A 17,927-nucleotide genomic window follows, 5' to 3' on the forward strand; every position below is an offset into this window, starting at 1 on the left:
GTGATACGATGTTATTTATTGATAATAAAGGAATTACAGATCCTAGAATAAACTTAGCGATCGAAGAATATTGTGTGAAGAATTTAGATATTAACGAAACATATTTACTGTTCTACATTAATGAGCCTTCGATTATCATTGGTAAAAATCAAAACACAGTAGAAGAAATTAATGCAGATTACGTAAAAGAAAAAGGTATTCATGTCGTTCGTCGTCTATCAGGCGGAGGCGCAGTATATCATGATTTAGGAAACTTAAACTTCAGTTTTATTACGAAAGATGATGGAGACAGTTTCAGCAACTTCAAAAAATTCACAGAGCCTGTAACGAAAGCGCTTAGTAAATTAGGTGTAAAGGCAGAACTAAGTGGTCGTAACGACATTTTAGCTGAAGGTAGAAAAATTTCAGGTAACGCGCAGTTCTCAACGAAAGGTCGTATGTTCAGCCACGGTACGTTACTATTTGACTCTGAAATCGATCACGTTGTATCAGCGTTAAAAGTAAAAATGGATAAGATTCAATCAAAAGGTATTAAATCAATCCGTAGCCGCGTTGCGAACATTACAGAGTTCCTAAACGAAGAAATGACGACAGAGGAGTTTAGACAACTTCTTCTAGAAACAATTTTCGAAGGAGAAACAGAAATCCCAACGTATGAATTAACAGAAAATGATTGGAAAGAGATCCACAAACTTTCTGAAGAACGTTACCAAAATTGGGATTGGAACTACGGAAAATCACCGAAGTTCAACTTACAACATTCACACCGCTTCCCAGTTGGACAAGTTGATGTTCGTCTTGAAGTGAAAAAAGGAACAGTAACAGAATGTAAAATTTACGGCGACTTCTTCGGTTCACTAGATGTTCATGATATCGAAGAGCGTCTAACAGGTGTTCAGTTCGATAAAGATGCATTCACTGCAGCTTTAGAAGGCGTAGATATCGCACGCTACTTCGGTAACATTACAACAGAAGATTTCTTACATTTATTCTTCTAAAAATGAGGGAGGCTTCCATAACGGGCAGCCTCTTTCTTTTCGCGTAGATTGTCAGGTTTTGTCGGTAAGTCGATATAACTGAAAAATCGCCGATATAAATTGAGTTGCGCTGATATATTTGGAGAATCGCCGATATAAACCGAGTTGCGCTGATATAACTGAAAAATCGCTCATATAATTTCATTTACCACAAAACATAAAATCACAGGACATCTGCCTCTTATAAAGGAATATATATATTCAAAAGGAGGCGGATTGATATGAAAAGGGTGATGTACGTTGTATTATTACTCAGCTTCGTCATCGGAATGACAGCGTGTAACAGTGGATTGCCCTCAAGTCGTACAATTTTGTCTATCGGAAAACCGGCTGAGGATAATGTTATATATTTTACGCATACAGATAACAAACGAAAGATACATGATATACAAGACATGTTTCAAAATAAGAAGTGGAAAAGAAATGAAACATTCAGCACTGTTAATAAAAAGCCAGATGTCGTCTTATCAATAGATGAAAACAACAAAGGGTTACCGACGTTATATGTTACGGTGTATTTTCATGAAGATGGAGCGGACGCTCTTAACTTGCACGGCGAGCATACGACGTTAAATAAAGAGGAACTTAATAAACTTAGAGAAAAGATGAATGCATATTATCCTAAAATGATTTCTGGTCTAGTTTCATAAATTACTTGTAAATAAAATCCCCTTATTTTTCCAAAGTAAACTAAGAGAAGGTGATCTGTCTATATGCAGTTAATAGAATATCACTTGCCACTTTAATTTTCTTTTAATATAATTAATTTAGAATTTTTAAATATTCTAAATTTTATAAAGGTGGGGTTTTTGTGAATCTCGTTCAATCTTTGGCTGAAACGGCAAAAAAGAAGGGGGATAAACCGGCTTATATATTTATGGATCAGTCGGTCTCATATGACCAATTAAACAAAATGGTCACAAGGTTTTCTAGCAATTTAGCAGAAATGGGCATTGGAAAAGGGGACAATGTCGCATTAGTTGTTGGGAACTCACCACATTTTTTGGTCGGTTTATACGGAACAATGAAAGCCGGAGCAACTGTTATTCCAGTTAATCCAATTTATACAGCAGACGAAATGCATTACATTTTACAAAATGGAGATGTAAAAACAATCATCGTACTCGACGTCCTTCTACCTGTTATACAATCTCTTACAACAAGACTTCCTTCATTAGAAAACATCATCATATGCGAAACCTCATCAGATTTTAACCATACAGAAACCGAAAAAATGAAAACGTTTACTAGTTTTGTGGGGACTGGAGATACAACTTACGAAGGTCCTGAACTAGATGAAGAAGATGTAGCGGTTATCCTATACACTTCGGGCACAACTGGAAAACCGAAAGGCGCTATGCTCACACATAAAAATTTATATAGTAATGCGAGCGATGTGGCTTCGTATTTACAATATACGGCTGATGACCGCGTTGTTGCGGCACTGCCTATGTTCCATGTATTCTGTTTAACAGTTGCGGTAAATGCACCGATTGTGAACGGGGCAACGATTTTAATGTTACCGAAATTTAGTCCGAAAGAAGTATTCCGTATTTGTCGTACGTATGAACCAACGATCTTTGCTGGCGTACCGACGATGTACAATTATTTATATTTATTTGAAGAAGCAAGCGCAGAAGATGTGAAGACGCTTCGCCTTTGTATTTCCGGTGGTGCATCGATGCCTGTTGCTCTTCTGCAAAACTTTGAAAAACGTTTTAACGTTATTGTTTCAGAAGGATACGGTTTATCAGAAGCATCACCAGTTACTTGTTTCAATCCGCTAGATCGTCCTCGTAAACCAGGGTCGATTGGCACAAATATTTGGCATGTAGAAAATAAAATTGTAAATGAACTTGGGGAAGAAGTACCTGTCGGCGCAGTCGGTGAATTAATCGTTCGCGGACCTAACGTTATGAAAGGATACTATAATGCACCAGAAGATACAGCTGCGACATTGAAAGACGGCTGGCTATATACAGGTGACTTGGCGAAAATGGATGAAGAAGGTTACTTCTATATCGTTGATCGTAAAAAAGATATCGTCCTAGTTGGCGGTTATAACGTATACCCTCGTGAAGTAGAAGAAGTATTATATACGCACGAATCAGTAGCGGAAGTTGTCGTAATCGGTGTTCCTGATGAAAACTTAGGAGAAGCAGTGCGAGCTTACGTCGTTCTGAAACAAATGAACGTAACAGAAGAAGAACTAATGCATTACTGCACGTTACATTTAGCGAAATATAAAGTGCCGAAAAGCATTGAGTTTTTAATAGAATTGCCGAAGAATACGACTGGTAAGTTGTTAAGAAGAGCATTGAGAGAGAAAGCGATGCAAGTGTAAAAATGAGGCAACCATCTTTGAAGGTGGTTGCCTCATTTTTTGTGTATTGATTAAGCGGTGGTGCCATATATTTAAACCTTCATATGACCAACAAGGAGGAGATATACGTAGAACAGAAGGAATTAACGCTTACGGCGAGTGCAATATCTTATTTGTGATATTATGGATGAAATGAACTCTGAAAGTGATAAGAACGGTAATTTTAATCAAAATGGAGTAATGAACCGTGAATAAATGGCTACGGTGTTAGTAAATGCATATAAATTAGAATGGAATGAAAATAGTAAGTTACCAAAAGAATTTGCTGATTTGAAAAATCATTGGGCTCGAAGTATGCCAATATTTTAGTTTAGTAAGAAAATTCAAATTCCAAGTTGACACATATGAATTACAGAATTAAAATGAAAAGAAATCGAATACAATACATTAGAAGCTAATCAGATAAACTGAAGGCGCACAATGTTCACATTTGTGAATATATTGTGTGCCTTTTTCTATTGTATAAACTAAGGGGGCTTAACGATGAAAAAGTGGGGTAAGACAGCGTTTATGAAAAGTACAGGTGTTTTATTATCAGCAGTTGTACTTTTATCAGGGTGTGGTTCGGCAACATCCACTAGTAATTCTGAAGGAAGTGGAGATAAAAAAACAGTTGAGCTTTTAAATGTTTCTTATGATCCAACTAGGGAGTTATATCAAGATTTTAATAAAGAATTTGCGAAGTATTGGAAAGAGAAGCATGGGCAAACAGTAAATGTAAAACAATCACATGGGGGATCTGGAAGTCAAGCGCGCTCTGTTATTGATGGCTTAGAAGCAGACGTTGTTACACTAGCACTTGCTTATGATATTGATGCCATTAGCAAGAAAAAACAATTAGCAGAAGATTGGCAGAAGCGACTTGCGAATAATTCCACTCCATACACGTCAACAATTGTATTTCTTGTTCGAAAAGGAAACCCGAAAGGAATTAAAGACTGGGATGATTTAACGAAAAAAGGTGTGTCTGTCATTACACCAAATCCAAAAACATCAGGCGGAGCACGTTGGAACTATTTAGCGGCGTGGGGATACGCATTGAAAAAATATAATAATAGTGAAGATAAGGCGAAAGAGTTTGTTAGCCAAATTTATAAAAACGTAGAAGTATTAGATTCAGGAGCGCGCGGAGCAACGACAACATTTGTTGAAAAAGGAATTGGTGACGTATTAATCGCATGGGAAAATGAAGCGTTATTATCTCAAAAAGAGCTTGGAAAAGATAAATTTGAAATTGTAACCCCTTCTATTAGTGTACTTGCAGAACCACCAGTAGCGGTTGTAGATAAAGTCGTTGATAAAAAAGGAACGAAAAAAGTAGCAGAAGGGTATCTTGAATATTTGTACTCAGAAAAAGGACAGGAAATTGCGGCGAAAAACTTTTATCGTCCGCGTAATGAAAAAGTAGCAGAAAAATATGCATCCCAATTTCCGAAAGTTCAATTATTTACAGTAGATGAACTATTTGGTGGTTGGAAAAAAGCACAAGAAAAACACTTTAATGACGGCGGCGTATTCGATAAAATTTATCAAAAATAATGCGTACTGCTAAAGGGGGATGAGGTGAAAGAGGATGAGGAAGAAGCGTGTTTTACCAGGGTTTGGATTATCGCTTGGATTTACAATGTTGTACATGAGTTTATTCGTACTTATACCACTTTCTATCGTATTTATTCAAACTTCACAGTTAGGTTGGAAGAAGTTCGCTGGGGTTATAACGAACGAGCGTGTGTTGCATTCCTATCAAGTTAGTTTTACAACTTCATTTGCAGCTGCTATTGTAAATGCCATTTTCGGTTTATTAATAGCTTGGGTGCTCGTACGCTACAAATTTCCAGGGAAACGACTATTAGATGGACTTATTGATTTACCGTTTGCACTTCCGACAGCTGTAGCTGGTATTACACTTACAACGCTTTATGCGGAAAATGGATGGATTGGGAAAATATTTAGTCTGTTTCATATAAAAGTAGCTTTTACACCACTCGGAATTATCGTTGCGCTTACTTTTATCGGTTTACCATTTGTCGTTCGAATGGTGCAACCAGTGCTGCAAAATATTGATAAAGAAGTAGAAGAGGCGGCTTCGAGTTTAGGTGCATCCCGCTTGCAAATATTTGTGAAAATCATTTTACCAGAGATCTTTCCCGCTCTTCTTGCCGGTTTTTCACTTGCATTTGCAAGAGCATTAGGAGAATACGGATCTGTCGTTTTCATCGCAGGTAATATGCCGATGAAAACAGAAATTGCACCACTGATGATTATGACGAAACTAGAACAATATGATTACGCGGGGGCAACAGCTGTAGCGACTGTGATGCTTATTATTTCTCTCCTTTTCCTTCTTCTTATTAATATGATTCAAAGCTGGAGTAGAAGGCATGAACTAAAAAGTGAATAGGAGGAGAGAAAATGGAACCAACAGTATTAGAAAAGAAAATAGTAAAAAGCGTATCAGCTAAAAAAGAATCTAAGCTTGTACCAGGCATATTAATTACGATTACAGTTTTATTTTTATCTCTCTTTCTATTACTGCCACTCATAACTATTTTTCTAAAAGCCTTTGAAAGAGGGATGGATGTATACATTGCCGCTATTACAGATCAAGAAGCATTTTCAGCAATTAGATTAACGCTTCTCGTTGCGTTAATCGTTGTGCCTCTTAATACGATATTTGGGGTAGCGGCCGCGTGGCTTATTACAAAGTTTCAGTTTAAAGGAAAACAAGTATTACTCTCTCTTATTGAACTACCGTTTGCTGTGTCACCAGTTATCGCAGGATTAGTATTCGTTTTACTTTTCACACCGAGGGGTGCTCTTGGCGAATGGTTACTTGAACATGGAGTGAAACTCATTTTCTCTGTACCAGGCATTATTATCGCAACAATCTTTGTAACCTTCCCGTTCGTTGCACGTGAATTAATTCCGATTATGCAGGCGCAAGGGAAAAGTGAAGAAGAGGCAGCTTTATCACTTGGCGCAAGTGGCTGGAAAATGTTTTGGCGCGTTACGCTTCCAAATATAAAATGGGGGCTTTTATACGGCATGATTCTATGTAATGCCCGTGCTATCGGTGAGTTTGGGGCTGTTTCTGTCGTATCAGGTCACGTGCGTGGCATTACGAATACGATGCCGCTCCATATTGAAATTTTGTACAATGAATATCAATTTTCAGCAGCATTTGCAGTAGCGACGTTAATGTCATTAATTGCAGTGTTTACACTCGTTATAAAAAACTGGATTGAATGGCGAATGGAAAAACGACAATAAGAGGGGGATTACGGTGAGTATTCAAATTCAAGGTGTATCAAAGCAATATGGTACATTTCAAGCACTAACAGACATTCATTTGGATATTCCAAAAGGTGAACTTGTTGCCTTATTAGGCCCGTCAGGTTCTGGGAAAACGACGTTATTACGCATTATTGCAGGATTAGAAGAAGCGGATGGAGGCTCTATTTCATTTGATGGGGAAGATCTAACAGACATTCACGTGAAAAACAGGCAAGTCGGTTTCGTCTTCCAGCACTATGCGCTCTTTAAGCATATGAATGTATTTGAGAATGTCGCTTTCGGTTTAAAAGTAAGAAAGAAAAGCTTAAGACCGTCAGCAGAAGCAATAGAAGAAAAGGTAACAGAATTATTAAAGCTCGTAAAAATGGATGGCTTTGCTAAACGTTATCCAGCGCAATTATCTGGTGGACAACGTCAACGTATTGCACTAGCCCGGGCACTTGCAGTCGAACCGAAAATTTTATTACTCGATGAACCGTTCGGTGCACTTGATGCAAAGGTGAGAAAAGAATTACGCAGATGGCTCCGAAAATTACATGACGAATTTCAAATTACGAGCGTATTCGTGACACATGATCAAGAAGAGGCGTTAGACGTTGCAGACCGCATCGTTGTAATGAATGAAGGCTGCATTGAACAAATGGGAACACCGGAAGAAGTATATGAAAACCCAGCAAGTCCGTTTGTATATGACTTTTTAGGAAATGTAAATTTATTTCACGGCCGCGTTCATAAAGGAAAGCTAAATGTAGGATCGGTCGAACTAGAAGCACCAGAGCATAAGCACGTTTCCAACGTAGATGGAATAGCCTACGTAAGGCCGCATGACTTATCAATCTCTCGTACGAAACAAAGCGTAGATGCAATCCCGGCCAAAGTATCATACTCTCACGCAGTTGGACCTGTCGTATATGTAGAATTAAAACGAGATGGAACAGATGAGTACTTAGAAGCAGAAATAAGTAAAGAACAGTTCAAGCATCTCAGCATTCAAGCTGGTGATGTTGTATACGTACAGCCGAAAGAAGTGAAGGTGTTTATTCCGGAGGATTTTGTGATTTAAGAGTGTTCACTCTTAAATTACAAAATCTATTAATAAGAAAAGGTCTCCTAAAAGATATTTTAGGAGACCTTTTCTTTGTTTATCGTAATAACTTTTTCTCATATGAAATGTAGTCGGAAGTTTGTATATATAATAGCGGAGCGTGTTCAAACAACTATTTGATACGAGTAGTAATGAAGATATTCTTCCTACGTTCTTACATAAAATTTTTAATTTTGTATATTTGTATCATATGTTTCTGCGACAAACACAAAGTCTACATGCTCTTTATCAATAAAAATACTTGTTTTAGATGGAAGACCTGTTATGGTAGAAACAATATCAACCTCAACAAGGTCAAATCCTACACGATAAGCATCTTCAATTTCAATTCCACCAGTTAGAAAATGCAATCCATCCCCAAATGACTTAAATACAAATACATTTTCTTTCAAACTTTTATTATCCATTTCAATCCATTCTTCGTTAATATAAATCTTAAATGTCGTGCACTTTGGAACACACTCGATGTGATGTATCCCTTTATAACTATTAAGCGAAAACATATAGGTATGAGTTTCTTTAAAGTTAATATCTATCCCGTATTTAAAAGCAAAAGTTTTATATACCATCTCATAAAACAATGGCATTACAATATCATCCCATGCGTCATAGGCAAAAGCATGAATTGGTATTAGATGAGGATATAAACTTACAATCGCTTTTTGAAAATTAAGTAAGATGGTTGTATCTGTAATTTCTTTTAAAGAATCATCTATTTCATGATCATAATCTTTCGAAATTCTGTTATCAATCATATGACAAACTCCTTACATAGTCTTCTATATACTACGTTTTTCCGCATCATCAGTTACGTTCCTTCTTCAACTAAATTGCAAGTTTAACCGATGATTCCAAAAGGCCCTTGTCTTATTTTATCAATCGTTAAATGGGGTGGGGATACTACAAGCATTAATGAGATAAGAAATCGTCTTTTCTTTTTTATGATAGATTTATTTATCTTTAAACTTCAATTATATAATAAAAAAAGTATTCTGTGATTATGTTTAGGAAAATGTTGTTAAATTGTCGGATTTTGTACACGAAATATTCTGAATTTTAAAATTATATTTACTTTACTCTTTCTTTTATTTAAATTTGGATATGCGGGATACATGTATGATAAAGAAATTGGCATGTATTATCTGATTGCGCGTTATTATAATCCAGATCATGGAGTGTTCTTATCAGTGGATCCTGATCCAGGTGATGAAGATGATCCGGTTACAATGAATGGGTATACGTATGCGGATAATAATCCAGTCATGCTAACCGATCCAGATGGTCATTTTGCATGGATGGTATTAAACGCAGGATTCGCAGCTTATGATGGGTATCAAGCGTATAAAAAGAATGGTTGGAAAGCAGCTGCAGTAGCTGTTGGTGTCGGATTAGTTGGTGGAGCAGCTTATAAAGGTGCGAAATTAGCATATAATACATTTAAATATGGCAAAAAGCTTAATTTTACTAATACTACAGTTGGAAATTCTGTATCAAATTTTAGGGTTAATATAAGTCTGCGCCAATTACACAATAGATTAGGAAAAGCAGGATGGAATCAAGACATAACTTACCGAAATGGTTTGCAAATTAGGAATTTTACTAAAAACGGAAGGAAAATAACTACTCGCAATGGATCGAGTAATGGTGAGAATACTGCTGAGTATTATGGAAGAGGGAAGAAAAAAAAGAAAGATGTTATTAAATTTAGGTTAAAGGGAAAGGGGAAAAAGGTTGAGAAAAATAGATAGCTTATTTCAACTTACCGAGGAAGAGTATAGTTTTGTTTATAAAAGAATTGCCGAGATGGTAGATATGGAAAAAAGTTTACCAGAGTATGTAGTCAGGGGTGACCTTGATAAATATGTATTGTTATTTAGTTGTTATGATTTTGGTGCTGAGGGATTTATTGATTCGTTAAAACAAATAGGCGAAGTTTTAGGAGAGCGTACGGCATATATATGTACAAAACAAACTTTTCGATATCGAACTTTTCTATTTTGGACTAAGAGCGGATATTATGATGAAGATGTAAAAAAGGCAGCAAAGTTTGATGTGAATATATCATCAGAAGACTATTGGGATATTATCACATGGCGGGAAGAAAAGGATGGAAAAGAGTTCGGATGCTCACTGCGTGATCATTTTGTACTTTATATACTATTTTCTTCTGGAAAGGTATTGTTGGTGATTGATGTTCGTGACGACGTAGCGTTGCTAATTAGTGAAAAAGATATTTATAGGGATCAGATGATTGATACAACGATATGGCAGCCTCTTTCTGATTTTCTTATTGAAACGGAGGAGTACCATAAAGAAATTTTTCGCGATGGAGGAAAAAGGTATAGGAAAGCTTTAATTGAAAACTATGCTGGTCTGCAATAAAGGAATGACAATGCAAGTATTGAAAGTAGTAATATTTTATACATGTCGTTCTAGGATTATAAAATTAATTCATTGCTAATATTCTTTTTAATGATGAGTGGAATATAAAGTTTTATAGATTCAGTGCATCTCGAAAATTAAACAGGTAATTTTTGAGATGCACTTTTTATTTTAAATAACCTATTACTCCTAAGGCAGAGAGTATCACCCTGTTATATGGGATAGATGGAAATGGGACTGCCCTTCGTCAATATATGCATTTAATAAATGGTGTACGTTGAGCAATGAAATCACGAAGACAAACAGTATACTACAACTTCTTCATGGTGACGTAGTCGCGATGACAGATCAAAATAGGGAAGCTGTAGCAACGTATGAATATGATGCATGGGGTAACGTATTAAAAAGTGGCGCAAAAGGTATCGCAGCAGACAATCCATTCGGGTATGCAGGATACATGTATGAGAAAGAAATTGGTATGTATTACTTGATTGCGAGATACTATAACCCAGACCATGGTGTGTTCTTATCGGTAGATCCAGATCCGGGTGATGAAGATGATCCGGTTACAATGAATGGGTATACGTATGGTGATAATAATCCGGTGATGATGGTGGATCCGGATGGGCATTGGGCATATCGTCCTTGGGGAACGACACAATTGTGGGTTTATGATAAGAGAACGGCTTATGCCAATGATAGAGCAGTACGAGCCGGAATAAAAGGTTGGGCAGAGAGCTATAGTTTTAATCTTATGGGTGGAGGGAATTTTGTTAGTAAATTGGGACCATTTATAACGGGAGCATCTAAAGGGTGGAAACAATCTAAAACAAAATCAAAGGTAAAGGCATCTCAAGTAAAAGTTGGAAATCGAAAAGGGATGCAAAGTGTGTTGAAAGGTGCAGGTAAACAAGCAATAAAGGCTGCTATAGTAAGAGGTAGTAAAGCTGTAGGAGTATATGGGTTTGCTGCGGACGCAGGCATCTTCTTGTATGAATATCAAAAAGAGTATAAAAAAGCCTATATAAATTATAGGCCTAAGAAGAAAAAAAGAAGATAGGAGATGGTTTTTATTGAAGGTGGAACAATTATTACATGGAGTATAGGGATAGGTTGGATTTTATATTTGTCAATAATGTTCTTAAAATCAAGAGAATACATTCCGTTTACTATTACAGTAATATGGCTCATATATATAATAGTTATAATCTTCACTCCATATTTTAACTTTTTAAGTTGGGGTATTAAAATTTTGATTTTATTCTTTTTTGCGCTGGCTGTTTGTTGCTCATTTGTGTTTTATAAAACTAGGTGATTTCTTTTATTAATAGAAATTGTGTAGTTGATTGGAAGTACGATGATAGTAAGTAGGGACATAACTTTATGTCCTTACTTATATAGGACGAGATAGATCAACTTGTTGCCTTAACGAGAAAAGGTGAAAAGAACGTAAACGGACAAGTAACCCGTTACTTCTACGACGGTGACAGCATTAACCCGCTATACGAAACAGACGGGAACGGAAAAGTCCTCCGACAATACGTTTACAACAAAGACGGCGTCCGCCTAGCAATGAAAATCCAAGGTCAATCGGTATACTACCACTACAACCCGCGCGGTGACGTAATAGCAATGACCGACAAGGATGGACAAATAGTCGCAAGCTATGAATATGATGCATGGGGGAACGTCCTAAAGAGCGAAGCGAAAGGAATCGCAGCGGACAGTCCATTTGGATATGCGGGATACATGTATGATAGAGAAGTTGGTATGTATTACTTGATTGCGAGATACTATAACCCAGATCATGGTGTGTTCTTATCGGTGGATCCAGATTCAGGTGATGAGGATGATCCAGTAACGCAGAATGGGTATACGTATGCGGATAATAATCCGGTGATGATGGTGGATCCGGATGGGCATAAAGCATGGAAAAAGAAAGCAAAACGTATTTGGTATGCAACAAAGGCTGGCGCGAAAGCTGGTGGGAAAGCGTGGGTTGATAGTTATCTGAGTATTGGAAAAGGGTTGGCTTTGGGCGCAGGGTATTTTTATGGGTATGCTACAGGTAAACAGAATTATATAAATAAAAATAAGCCGGTCTATAACAAAGCATATGTAAATAAAGCTGCTAGAAAAGCAGGTTTAAAAGTAGGTCTCAAAGCATTTTGGGGCTTTGGATTAATAGAAGATGCTTATGTTTTTGGTTCGGCAGCATACAAAGGGTATAAAAAAGCATATAAAAACTATCGCTAAAATAATAAAAAATTCAGAAAGTGATCTTGGTGAATATGATGATGAATTTTAATAGTGTAGAGAATTTATTTTCGATACTTTTAAAGTATCCAGTACGTATAATTTTAATATGTATTGGAATAGGCTGGATTTTTAAATGTATCAAACAAGGTTACTTATTTTCAGCCGTACTTATGTTAACGATACTTACACTACTTTTTATTGTTACATTTACAAACATATTAGGGTCTGTTTTAAATGGTATTCCTCTTGCTATACAATATGGTGGTGTAGTATTTTTGGTAATACTATCATGTGTTATATTTGATTATGAATCTTCTCGTCAGTAAACTACTCACAACTTATCGTTCTTGCAGACTGTTTTCTATGTATGTGTGTTGGGATAGCCAGTGGGATTTTATAAAAGAAAAGGGGAAGATAATTAGTAAAATGGAGATGGAAATACATTTATTGGTATTTCTGCTGAAAAAGAGACGTTATAGGGTGGTAACGATTTTAGTAGTAAGTCTAATATATAATCATAACAGCCTTTACTCCATATAGGTCGTTCTTGATTAATAAAATTAATTTATTAATCAGAATATCTTTGATAATTATTGGCTGTTGTTTTTGAAAAAGAAAAGTAAATTCAGTGTATCTCAAAATCTAAACAAATAGTTTGATTTTGAGATACACTTTTTTATTTTAAATAAACAGAAAACCTTATGTGTACTGCTGATGCTATGGGAAATAAACTTATACAATTCGGAAACGAATCTTTAACTTATGATGCGAATGGCAATCGTACATCTGATTGAAAATATAAGTATACATGGAACGAAGATGACCAAATTGTAGCGATCACAAAACAAGGTGAAAGCAATGTATTCGTGGGGTAACGCATTAAAGAGTGACGAAAAAGGTATCGCAGCAGATAATCCATTTGGATATGCGGGATACATGTATGATAAAGAAATTGGCATGTATTATCTGATTGCACGTTATTACAATCCAGACCATGGTGTGTCCTTATCGGTGAATCCTGATCCAGTGACGCAAAATGGATATACGTATGCAGAGTAGATCCAGATGGTCATTTAGCGTGGTTTGTTCCAGTAGCTAAGCTTGCTGTAAAGCAGCCATTAAAGTACAAATATAAGAAAACAGTAGCAGGTCAAATCACTGAATATACTTAAATATGCTATAAATTAATCAATTGGTCGTAATGGTATAGGAGTATCATCTAAGGCCATTTTAAATGCCGTTAAAACTGGCGAAAAAGTTATACAAAGTGGTGGTAGAACTAAATCTACTAGTAAACAGGCTGTAGTAGTTTTAAATAAAAAAGGTAAAGTAATTACAACTTTTGCTAAGGGTTCAAAATAAACTGGGAAAGGAGAAGATAAGGTTGTTTAAATTAAATAAAGAGATGCAGATTTTATTGAAACAGACATTAGAATCACAAAATAAACATTTACTATGGTTAAATGTTTATGAAGACTTAAGTATGATAGAAACTGAAAAAATAAATTGAGAGATATTATAGTAGATGAATTAATGGAAAAAGGTTTTGATGAACGAGACAATATAAACGATTTGGGAAGAGCATTAGAAGAGCTAATTGATATCTTAGGAAATTTAATACCCTAGAAAATGTTAAGCTGTATTGCAAAGTTTTTAGCAGATGGAAAGTTACGTTAATTACAGAATGAAAGATTATATAACTTTTAACAATGCGCTTAATACGAGTGTAGCTATGATTAGAGAGTTTTGCATGTGTAGAATAACCCCAAAAATATAAGGATATATTCTGAGGGCGTATGATTATATAGTATATTTATTGATTCGAATCTTTAAAAGGAGGGGAAACATGGGGAAAATAATAGGGATTATTCTGATTATAGGTGGTATGATTCCATTAATTTATGCAATGATACAAATCTATCGGCAATGGAAAGAAAAAGGACCTTCTTTTGCTCTTAAATCAATAATTTTCCTAGCCGTAAGCATTTTGCTAGATACTGCAACAACTATTATATTGTGTATGGTAACAGTATTCATTGGTATTTGTTTAATCATCTACACATAATAAGTTCAAGAAGGCTAATTTATCGATTGTTACTAATTGGAGGGATTGGATGAACTTCATTTTATATGGATCTAAACATACAGTTTTAGCTTCCGTTTTTGACTCATTTCAAGGTAGGGAAAAAGAGTTTAATTGGCTTATAACAGACATGGAGATTGTCGCACATCAGGAAGAGAAACTTATCCGAGATTATCCTAAAATGTCGCATCCAATAGTTTGGATAGCAGGTGAAGATCTTTCAAATATCGTAAATAAATATAATCCTCAATTTATTTGGGGCGTACTATCTGCGTTTGATAAATCTATAAACATTGATATTAATAATTTGCTTGTAGAGCCCTATGCAAATGGAAACGAAGGACTCTGGGTACCAAGTCCAAATATCCAGCACCCTCAAGCAAAACTTGAAATTGTTTGTTGGGATTCCAGTTTGATGTTGTTATTAAGTAACGATATAAATATTGATGATAAATTTAGAAATTACTTTAAAGAAGCTAGGGATTTAAATGCCTATAATTCGGAATTTTGATTTTAATGGAGACAACATTAATCCGTTATACGAAACAGATATGAAAAAGGGAACGGTATGCGTACTCTACAAGTAGCGTATTATAAGGTGAAAAGCGGATTCTCTATGAGGAGAATTAGATTATTATTGATTTATAAAAACAATTAGGAATAATAAACTTAATATTATTAAATGAGAATAGGATGGGAATAAATATAACTTTGAGAGAAAAGAAGGTGTATTATGGAGTTTACATTCGAAAAGGTTCAACGTATTGAAGATGCAAATATATATCGTGTTAGTAATGTAACTGATATTTATGAAACAGATTTATTTGATGATTATAATCGTAATGTTGATAATTTAAGTTTACTTGTTCAAGAGAGGATTAATCAGTTTATTGTACATAATGAAGAATTTGAAGATTGGACATGTACTTGTTCTAAAGAAATGTTCTTAATTTATGAGGATATCGTAGAGATGCAAAAGGAATTGAATAAACTGGGTGAAGAGTTTGGGGGATATACAGATGGTTGGGGTGCATTTGTGTAATATTGAATTTATTTATCGTGATAAAATAAATTGGACTGAGTAAAGAAACTATTTATGGAAACAAGAGCTTATATAAGCTCTTGTTTCTTTGTATATATTAAGATAGCTTAGTGGTAGAAACGTATATGATATGTGGGGGGCGGGCTGCCTGTAAAAGCCCAATTGGTAAGGGCTGATTAAAGTTTCACTTTATATAGGTTTTGAGAGAGTAAGATATATTGTTTGTAGCGAGGATCTTGAAGGAAGGAAGCGTGTGATAATTGGCAATGACGGATGAACAATTCGAGAATTATCTTGTTATGTGTTATGACAAATTAGAAAGTAAACAGCAAAAATTCATTTCGGATTATAATATCTATAACTTTGATGAGTATTGGTATGATCAAGATCAATGTATATTACAGTTTAAAAAAAATGGTCAAGTGTTACTTGAATTTAGTGTTGTTTTTATAGGGTCCTGGTCTAGAAAGAGTAACAGTTGGATGTGGTCTTGGGCTAATGAGAATGTGGCTGATTATACAAGAAGTAAGTCTAACTGTTTGAAAGATTTACAAAAGATTACAGGAAGTGAGGTTTTTATAAATCCACTTTTTGAATGCGATCAAGAAATGGCGTATGAGCTAGCAGCCTTTTCCATTGAATATTTAGATGCAGAAGGAATGTATATGGCACCAGGTGAGAGAAGTGATGTATTTATGGCTGTTATGTCACCGCGTGCGTTGTGAGTAAGCATATTAAAAATATAGATAAGGTAGAATGAAAAAGGAGTACAGTTTAATAAATTAATAAAAGGTATCATAGGTCCCTGATGCCATGGTGATAAATTTAAAGGAGTGAATTATATTGCTTGAAGTAAAGTTTTACGATTGGAAAAAAAAACGTCCTAAAAAACATTATTTGCTTGTACATGAAATTAGGATTTTTGAGTTGATTTTCGCAAAGAAAGTTAGCGAGTTTGAGATGGGATTAAAAGAAATTGAGAAAGTTACTGTTTATTGTTTAGCTAAGGAGCACACTGATGTTTCATATAAAGTGAATAGGGCATCGGGTGAAATTAGTATACTGGTTCCTTATGATTTTATGAATTTCTTAACACTGGAATCAGTTGAAGAGAAATACAAAGAGTTTTGCAAATTAGTACGCCAATATGTTGTCCCTGGACTTGAAGAAAACTCTACTCTTTCATCATCTATTGTTAAAGGGTATATAGAGGAGACTTTAGAAGAGATTGTGAAGCAAAACTATGAAGGTATATTTTTAGTTGGGAAGACACCTAAGAAAAGCCCAAGCCGTAAGAAGATAGCCATATTAAAAGGAATTCATCGTGTTAAAGGTTTCCAGCTACGATGTGAAGTGTATGATGAAAAGGGATTAAAGATTCGAGATCAATTATTGGTGGAAGAGGTAGGGAATGAAATGGTGTATGCAAGATTTTTGGGTACATTAAAATGGGAAAGTGAAAATCTAATAGTAGTTCAATCTAAATCCAGTAGTTGGAAAGAAGAAATCTATCTTTAATAACAAGGTTGTATAGTAGAAGGAGGGTTGTAGAGCATAAATGAATTTTTTTTCGAAAAAATAAATTAAGTGACATTCAGAAAAAATACTATGAACATTTTGGAGAGCCGATTCAATTTGTTAATTATTATAGCCGCGGATCGGTTATGTATTTTCAAACGGATGATACGCTTTATTATGTTAATTTACTGAATGTATGAGGTGATAAATGTGAATGAACGTCTAAAGAAAATTGCAATGTTAAGAGAAAAGGTAGAGGAAAAGGCTACTAGAGAAAAGTTTTTAATGTTATGTCCGTCTATAAAAGAATTTGAGATTATTAGCGGGAAGAAAATTGCTTCATTAGTAAACTTTTTAATTGATGAAACACCGAATCCTATCAAAGTTATGAGTGAATTAAATGCTGAACAAGTTATCAATGAAATAAAAGAATTTGAACGTGAATTAACTAGTTTATTGTCTAAGAAGATTATTGTATGGTATGCACATGAAAATTGGGACTTTGGTGTGCAATTAGAATTAGAAGATTTCATGTTATATACAAAAGAAGTATTACATTTCATTGGATATGACGATGCTCAAAGAGGATTAATTTATTCTAGCCTTATTGTAGTAGATGAAGCAATGAGAAGTGCTTTTTCTTTTCTAAAGAATGAGTATAATGTCGAGATAGTACTATGGAAAGAAGGCTGAATGTATTAGAGTGTTTTGAAACAAATTGGATGAATGGTTGAATTTATTATTAGAAGAAGTGGTGCGTGGTTTAGTGTGATAGAAAGAAAAAGAGAGTCTTCAAGGGATATGTATAAGAGAGTAAAGGAGAG

The 17,927-nt window shown here is 35.2% G+C and carries 16 protein-coding genes and 4 pseudogenes; 19 read left to right on the forward strand and 1 reads right to left on the reverse strand.

Annotated elements, in window-relative coordinates:
• The first annotated feature begins 8 nt into the window (after positions 1–8).
• The 8 genes and pseudogenes from ACW0JX_RS05610 (at position 9) to ACW0JX_RS05645 (ending at position 7,777) form a co-directional block, all read left to right on the forward strand.
• A complete protein-coding gene (locus tag ACW0JX_RS05610) occupies positions 9–998 on the forward strand; it encodes a lipoate--protein ligase (protein WP_000897273.1) in 990 nt (329 codons plus the stop codon).
• 260 nt (positions 999–1,258) lie between these two features.
• Positions 1,259–1,687 carry a hypothetical protein gene (locus ACW0JX_RS05615; protein ID WP_029442086.1) on the forward strand — a complete coding sequence of 143 codons (429 nt, stop codon included), beginning with the start codon at positions 1,259–1,261 and terminating at the stop codon, positions 1,685–1,687.
• A gap of 161 nt (positions 1,688–1,848) precedes the next feature.
• The gene (locus tag ACW0JX_RS05620; protein WP_459245482.1) at positions 1,849–3,381 is read left to right on the forward strand and encodes a fatty acid--CoA ligase family protein; all 1,533 of its coding nucleotides are present in this window, start codon (positions 1,849–1,851) and stop codon (positions 3,379–3,381) included.
• A 171-nt stretch (positions 3,382–3,552) separates the two neighbouring features.
• Positions 3,553–3,729, forward strand: a pseudogene (locus ACW0JX_RS05625) (S-layer protein).
• Positions 3,730–3,903: 174 nt separating this feature from the next.
• On the forward strand, positions 3,904–4,959 hold the full coding sequence (locus ACW0JX_RS05630; protein WP_098874261.1) for a sulfate ABC transporter substrate-binding protein: 1,056 nt from the start codon (positions 3,904–3,906) through the stop codon (positions 4,957–4,959).
• A 34-nt stretch (positions 4,960–4,993) separates the two neighbouring features.
• Positions 4,994–5,821, forward strand: a complete 828-nt coding sequence (gene cysT, locus ACW0JX_RS05635; protein WP_001227879.1) for a sulfate ABC transporter permease subunit CysT — start codon at positions 4,994–4,996, stop codon at positions 5,819–5,821.
• An 11-nt stretch (positions 5,822–5,832) separates the two neighbouring features.
• Positions 5,833–6,690 carry a sulfate ABC transporter permease subunit CysW gene (gene cysW, locus ACW0JX_RS05640; RefSeq protein ID WP_000433860.1) on the forward strand — a complete coding sequence of 286 codons (858 nt, stop codon included), beginning with the start codon at positions 5,833–5,835 and terminating at the stop codon, positions 6,688–6,690.
• Positions 6,691–6,703: 13 nt separating this feature from the next.
• Positions 6,704–7,777, forward strand: coding sequence for a sulfate/molybdate ABC transporter ATP-binding protein (locus ACW0JX_RS05645; RefSeq protein WP_459245483.1), 1,074 nt, complete (start codon positions 6,704–6,706; stop codon positions 7,775–7,777).
• A 209-nt stretch (positions 7,778–7,986) separates the two neighbouring features.
• Here ACW0JX_RS05645 and ACW0JX_RS05650 read toward each other — a convergent pair whose 3' ends face one another.
• The gene (locus ACW0JX_RS05650; RefSeq protein ID WP_000566764.1) at positions 7,987–8,574 is read right to left on the reverse strand and encodes a hypothetical protein; all 588 of its coding nucleotides are present in this window, start codon (positions 8,572–8,574) and stop codon (positions 7,987–7,989) included.
• Between the two features lie 339 nt (positions 8,575–8,913).
• On the opposite strand from ACW0JX_RS05650, the pseudogene ACW0JX_RS05655 reads away from it, so the two are divergent.
• The 11 genes and pseudogenes from ACW0JX_RS05655 to ACW0JX_RS05705 form a co-directional block, all read left to right on the forward strand.
• Positions 8,914–9,567: pseudogene (locus tag ACW0JX_RS05655) on the forward strand (RHS repeat-associated core domain-containing protein); the annotation flags it as partial.
• Positions 9,551–10,201, forward strand: coding sequence for a hypothetical protein (locus ACW0JX_RS05660; protein ID WP_001225774.1), 651 nt, complete (start codon positions 9,551–9,553; stop codon positions 10,199–10,201). The pseudogene ACW0JX_RS05655 and the gene ACW0JX_RS05660, both read left to right, overlap by 17 nt.
• A 340-nt stretch (positions 10,202–10,541) precedes the next feature.
• Complete coding sequence (locus ACW0JX_RS05665; protein ID WP_459245780.1) at positions 10,542–11,261, forward strand: RHS repeat-associated core domain-containing protein; 720 nt, start codon at positions 10,542–10,544, stop codon at positions 11,259–11,261.
• 341 nt (positions 11,262–11,602) lie between these two features.
• Positions 11,603–12,457: pseudogene (locus ACW0JX_RS05670) on the forward strand (RHS repeat-associated core domain-containing protein); the annotation flags it as partial.
• A gap of 725 nt (positions 12,458–13,182) precedes the next feature.
• Positions 13,183–13,516 (forward strand): annotated as a pseudogene (locus ACW0JX_RS05675) (RHS repeat-associated core domain-containing protein); the annotation flags it as partial.
• A 790-nt stretch (positions 13,517–14,306) separates the two neighbouring features.
• Positions 14,307–14,525: a hypothetical protein gene (locus ACW0JX_RS05680; protein ID WP_043936595.1), complete on the forward strand. Its 219-nt coding sequence runs from the start codon at positions 14,307–14,309 to the stop codon at positions 14,523–14,525.
• Between the two features lie 49 nt (positions 14,526–14,574).
• Positions 14,575–15,054, forward strand: coding sequence for a hypothetical protein (locus ACW0JX_RS05685; protein ID WP_016082555.1), 480 nt, complete (start codon positions 14,575–14,577; stop codon positions 15,052–15,054).
• A gap of 222 nt (positions 15,055–15,276) precedes the next feature.
• On the forward strand, positions 15,277–15,585 hold the full coding sequence (locus ACW0JX_RS05690; RefSeq protein WP_050842816.1) for a ribonuclease E inhibitor RraB: 309 nt from the start codon (positions 15,277–15,279) through the stop codon (positions 15,583–15,585).
• Positions 15,586–15,845: 260 nt separating this feature from the next.
• Positions 15,846–16,310, forward strand: a complete 465-nt coding sequence (locus ACW0JX_RS05695; protein ID WP_459245484.1) for a DUF6882 domain-containing protein — start codon at positions 15,846–15,848, stop codon at positions 16,308–16,310.
• A gap of 118 nt (positions 16,311–16,428) precedes the next feature.
• Positions 16,429–17,103 (forward strand): hypothetical protein, encoded by a 675-nt coding sequence (locus ACW0JX_RS05700; RefSeq protein ID WP_000895165.1) that lies wholly within the window; start codon positions 16,429–16,431, stop codon positions 17,101–17,103.
• A gap of 210 nt (positions 17,104–17,313) precedes the next feature.
• Positions 17,314–17,796, forward strand: a complete 483-nt coding sequence (locus ACW0JX_RS05705; protein WP_001005735.1) for a hypothetical protein — start codon at positions 17,314–17,316, stop codon at positions 17,794–17,796.
• Positions 17,797–17,927 lie beyond the last annotated feature (131 nt).

This window comes from Bacillus sp. C-3-6, from assembly GCF_054509685.1.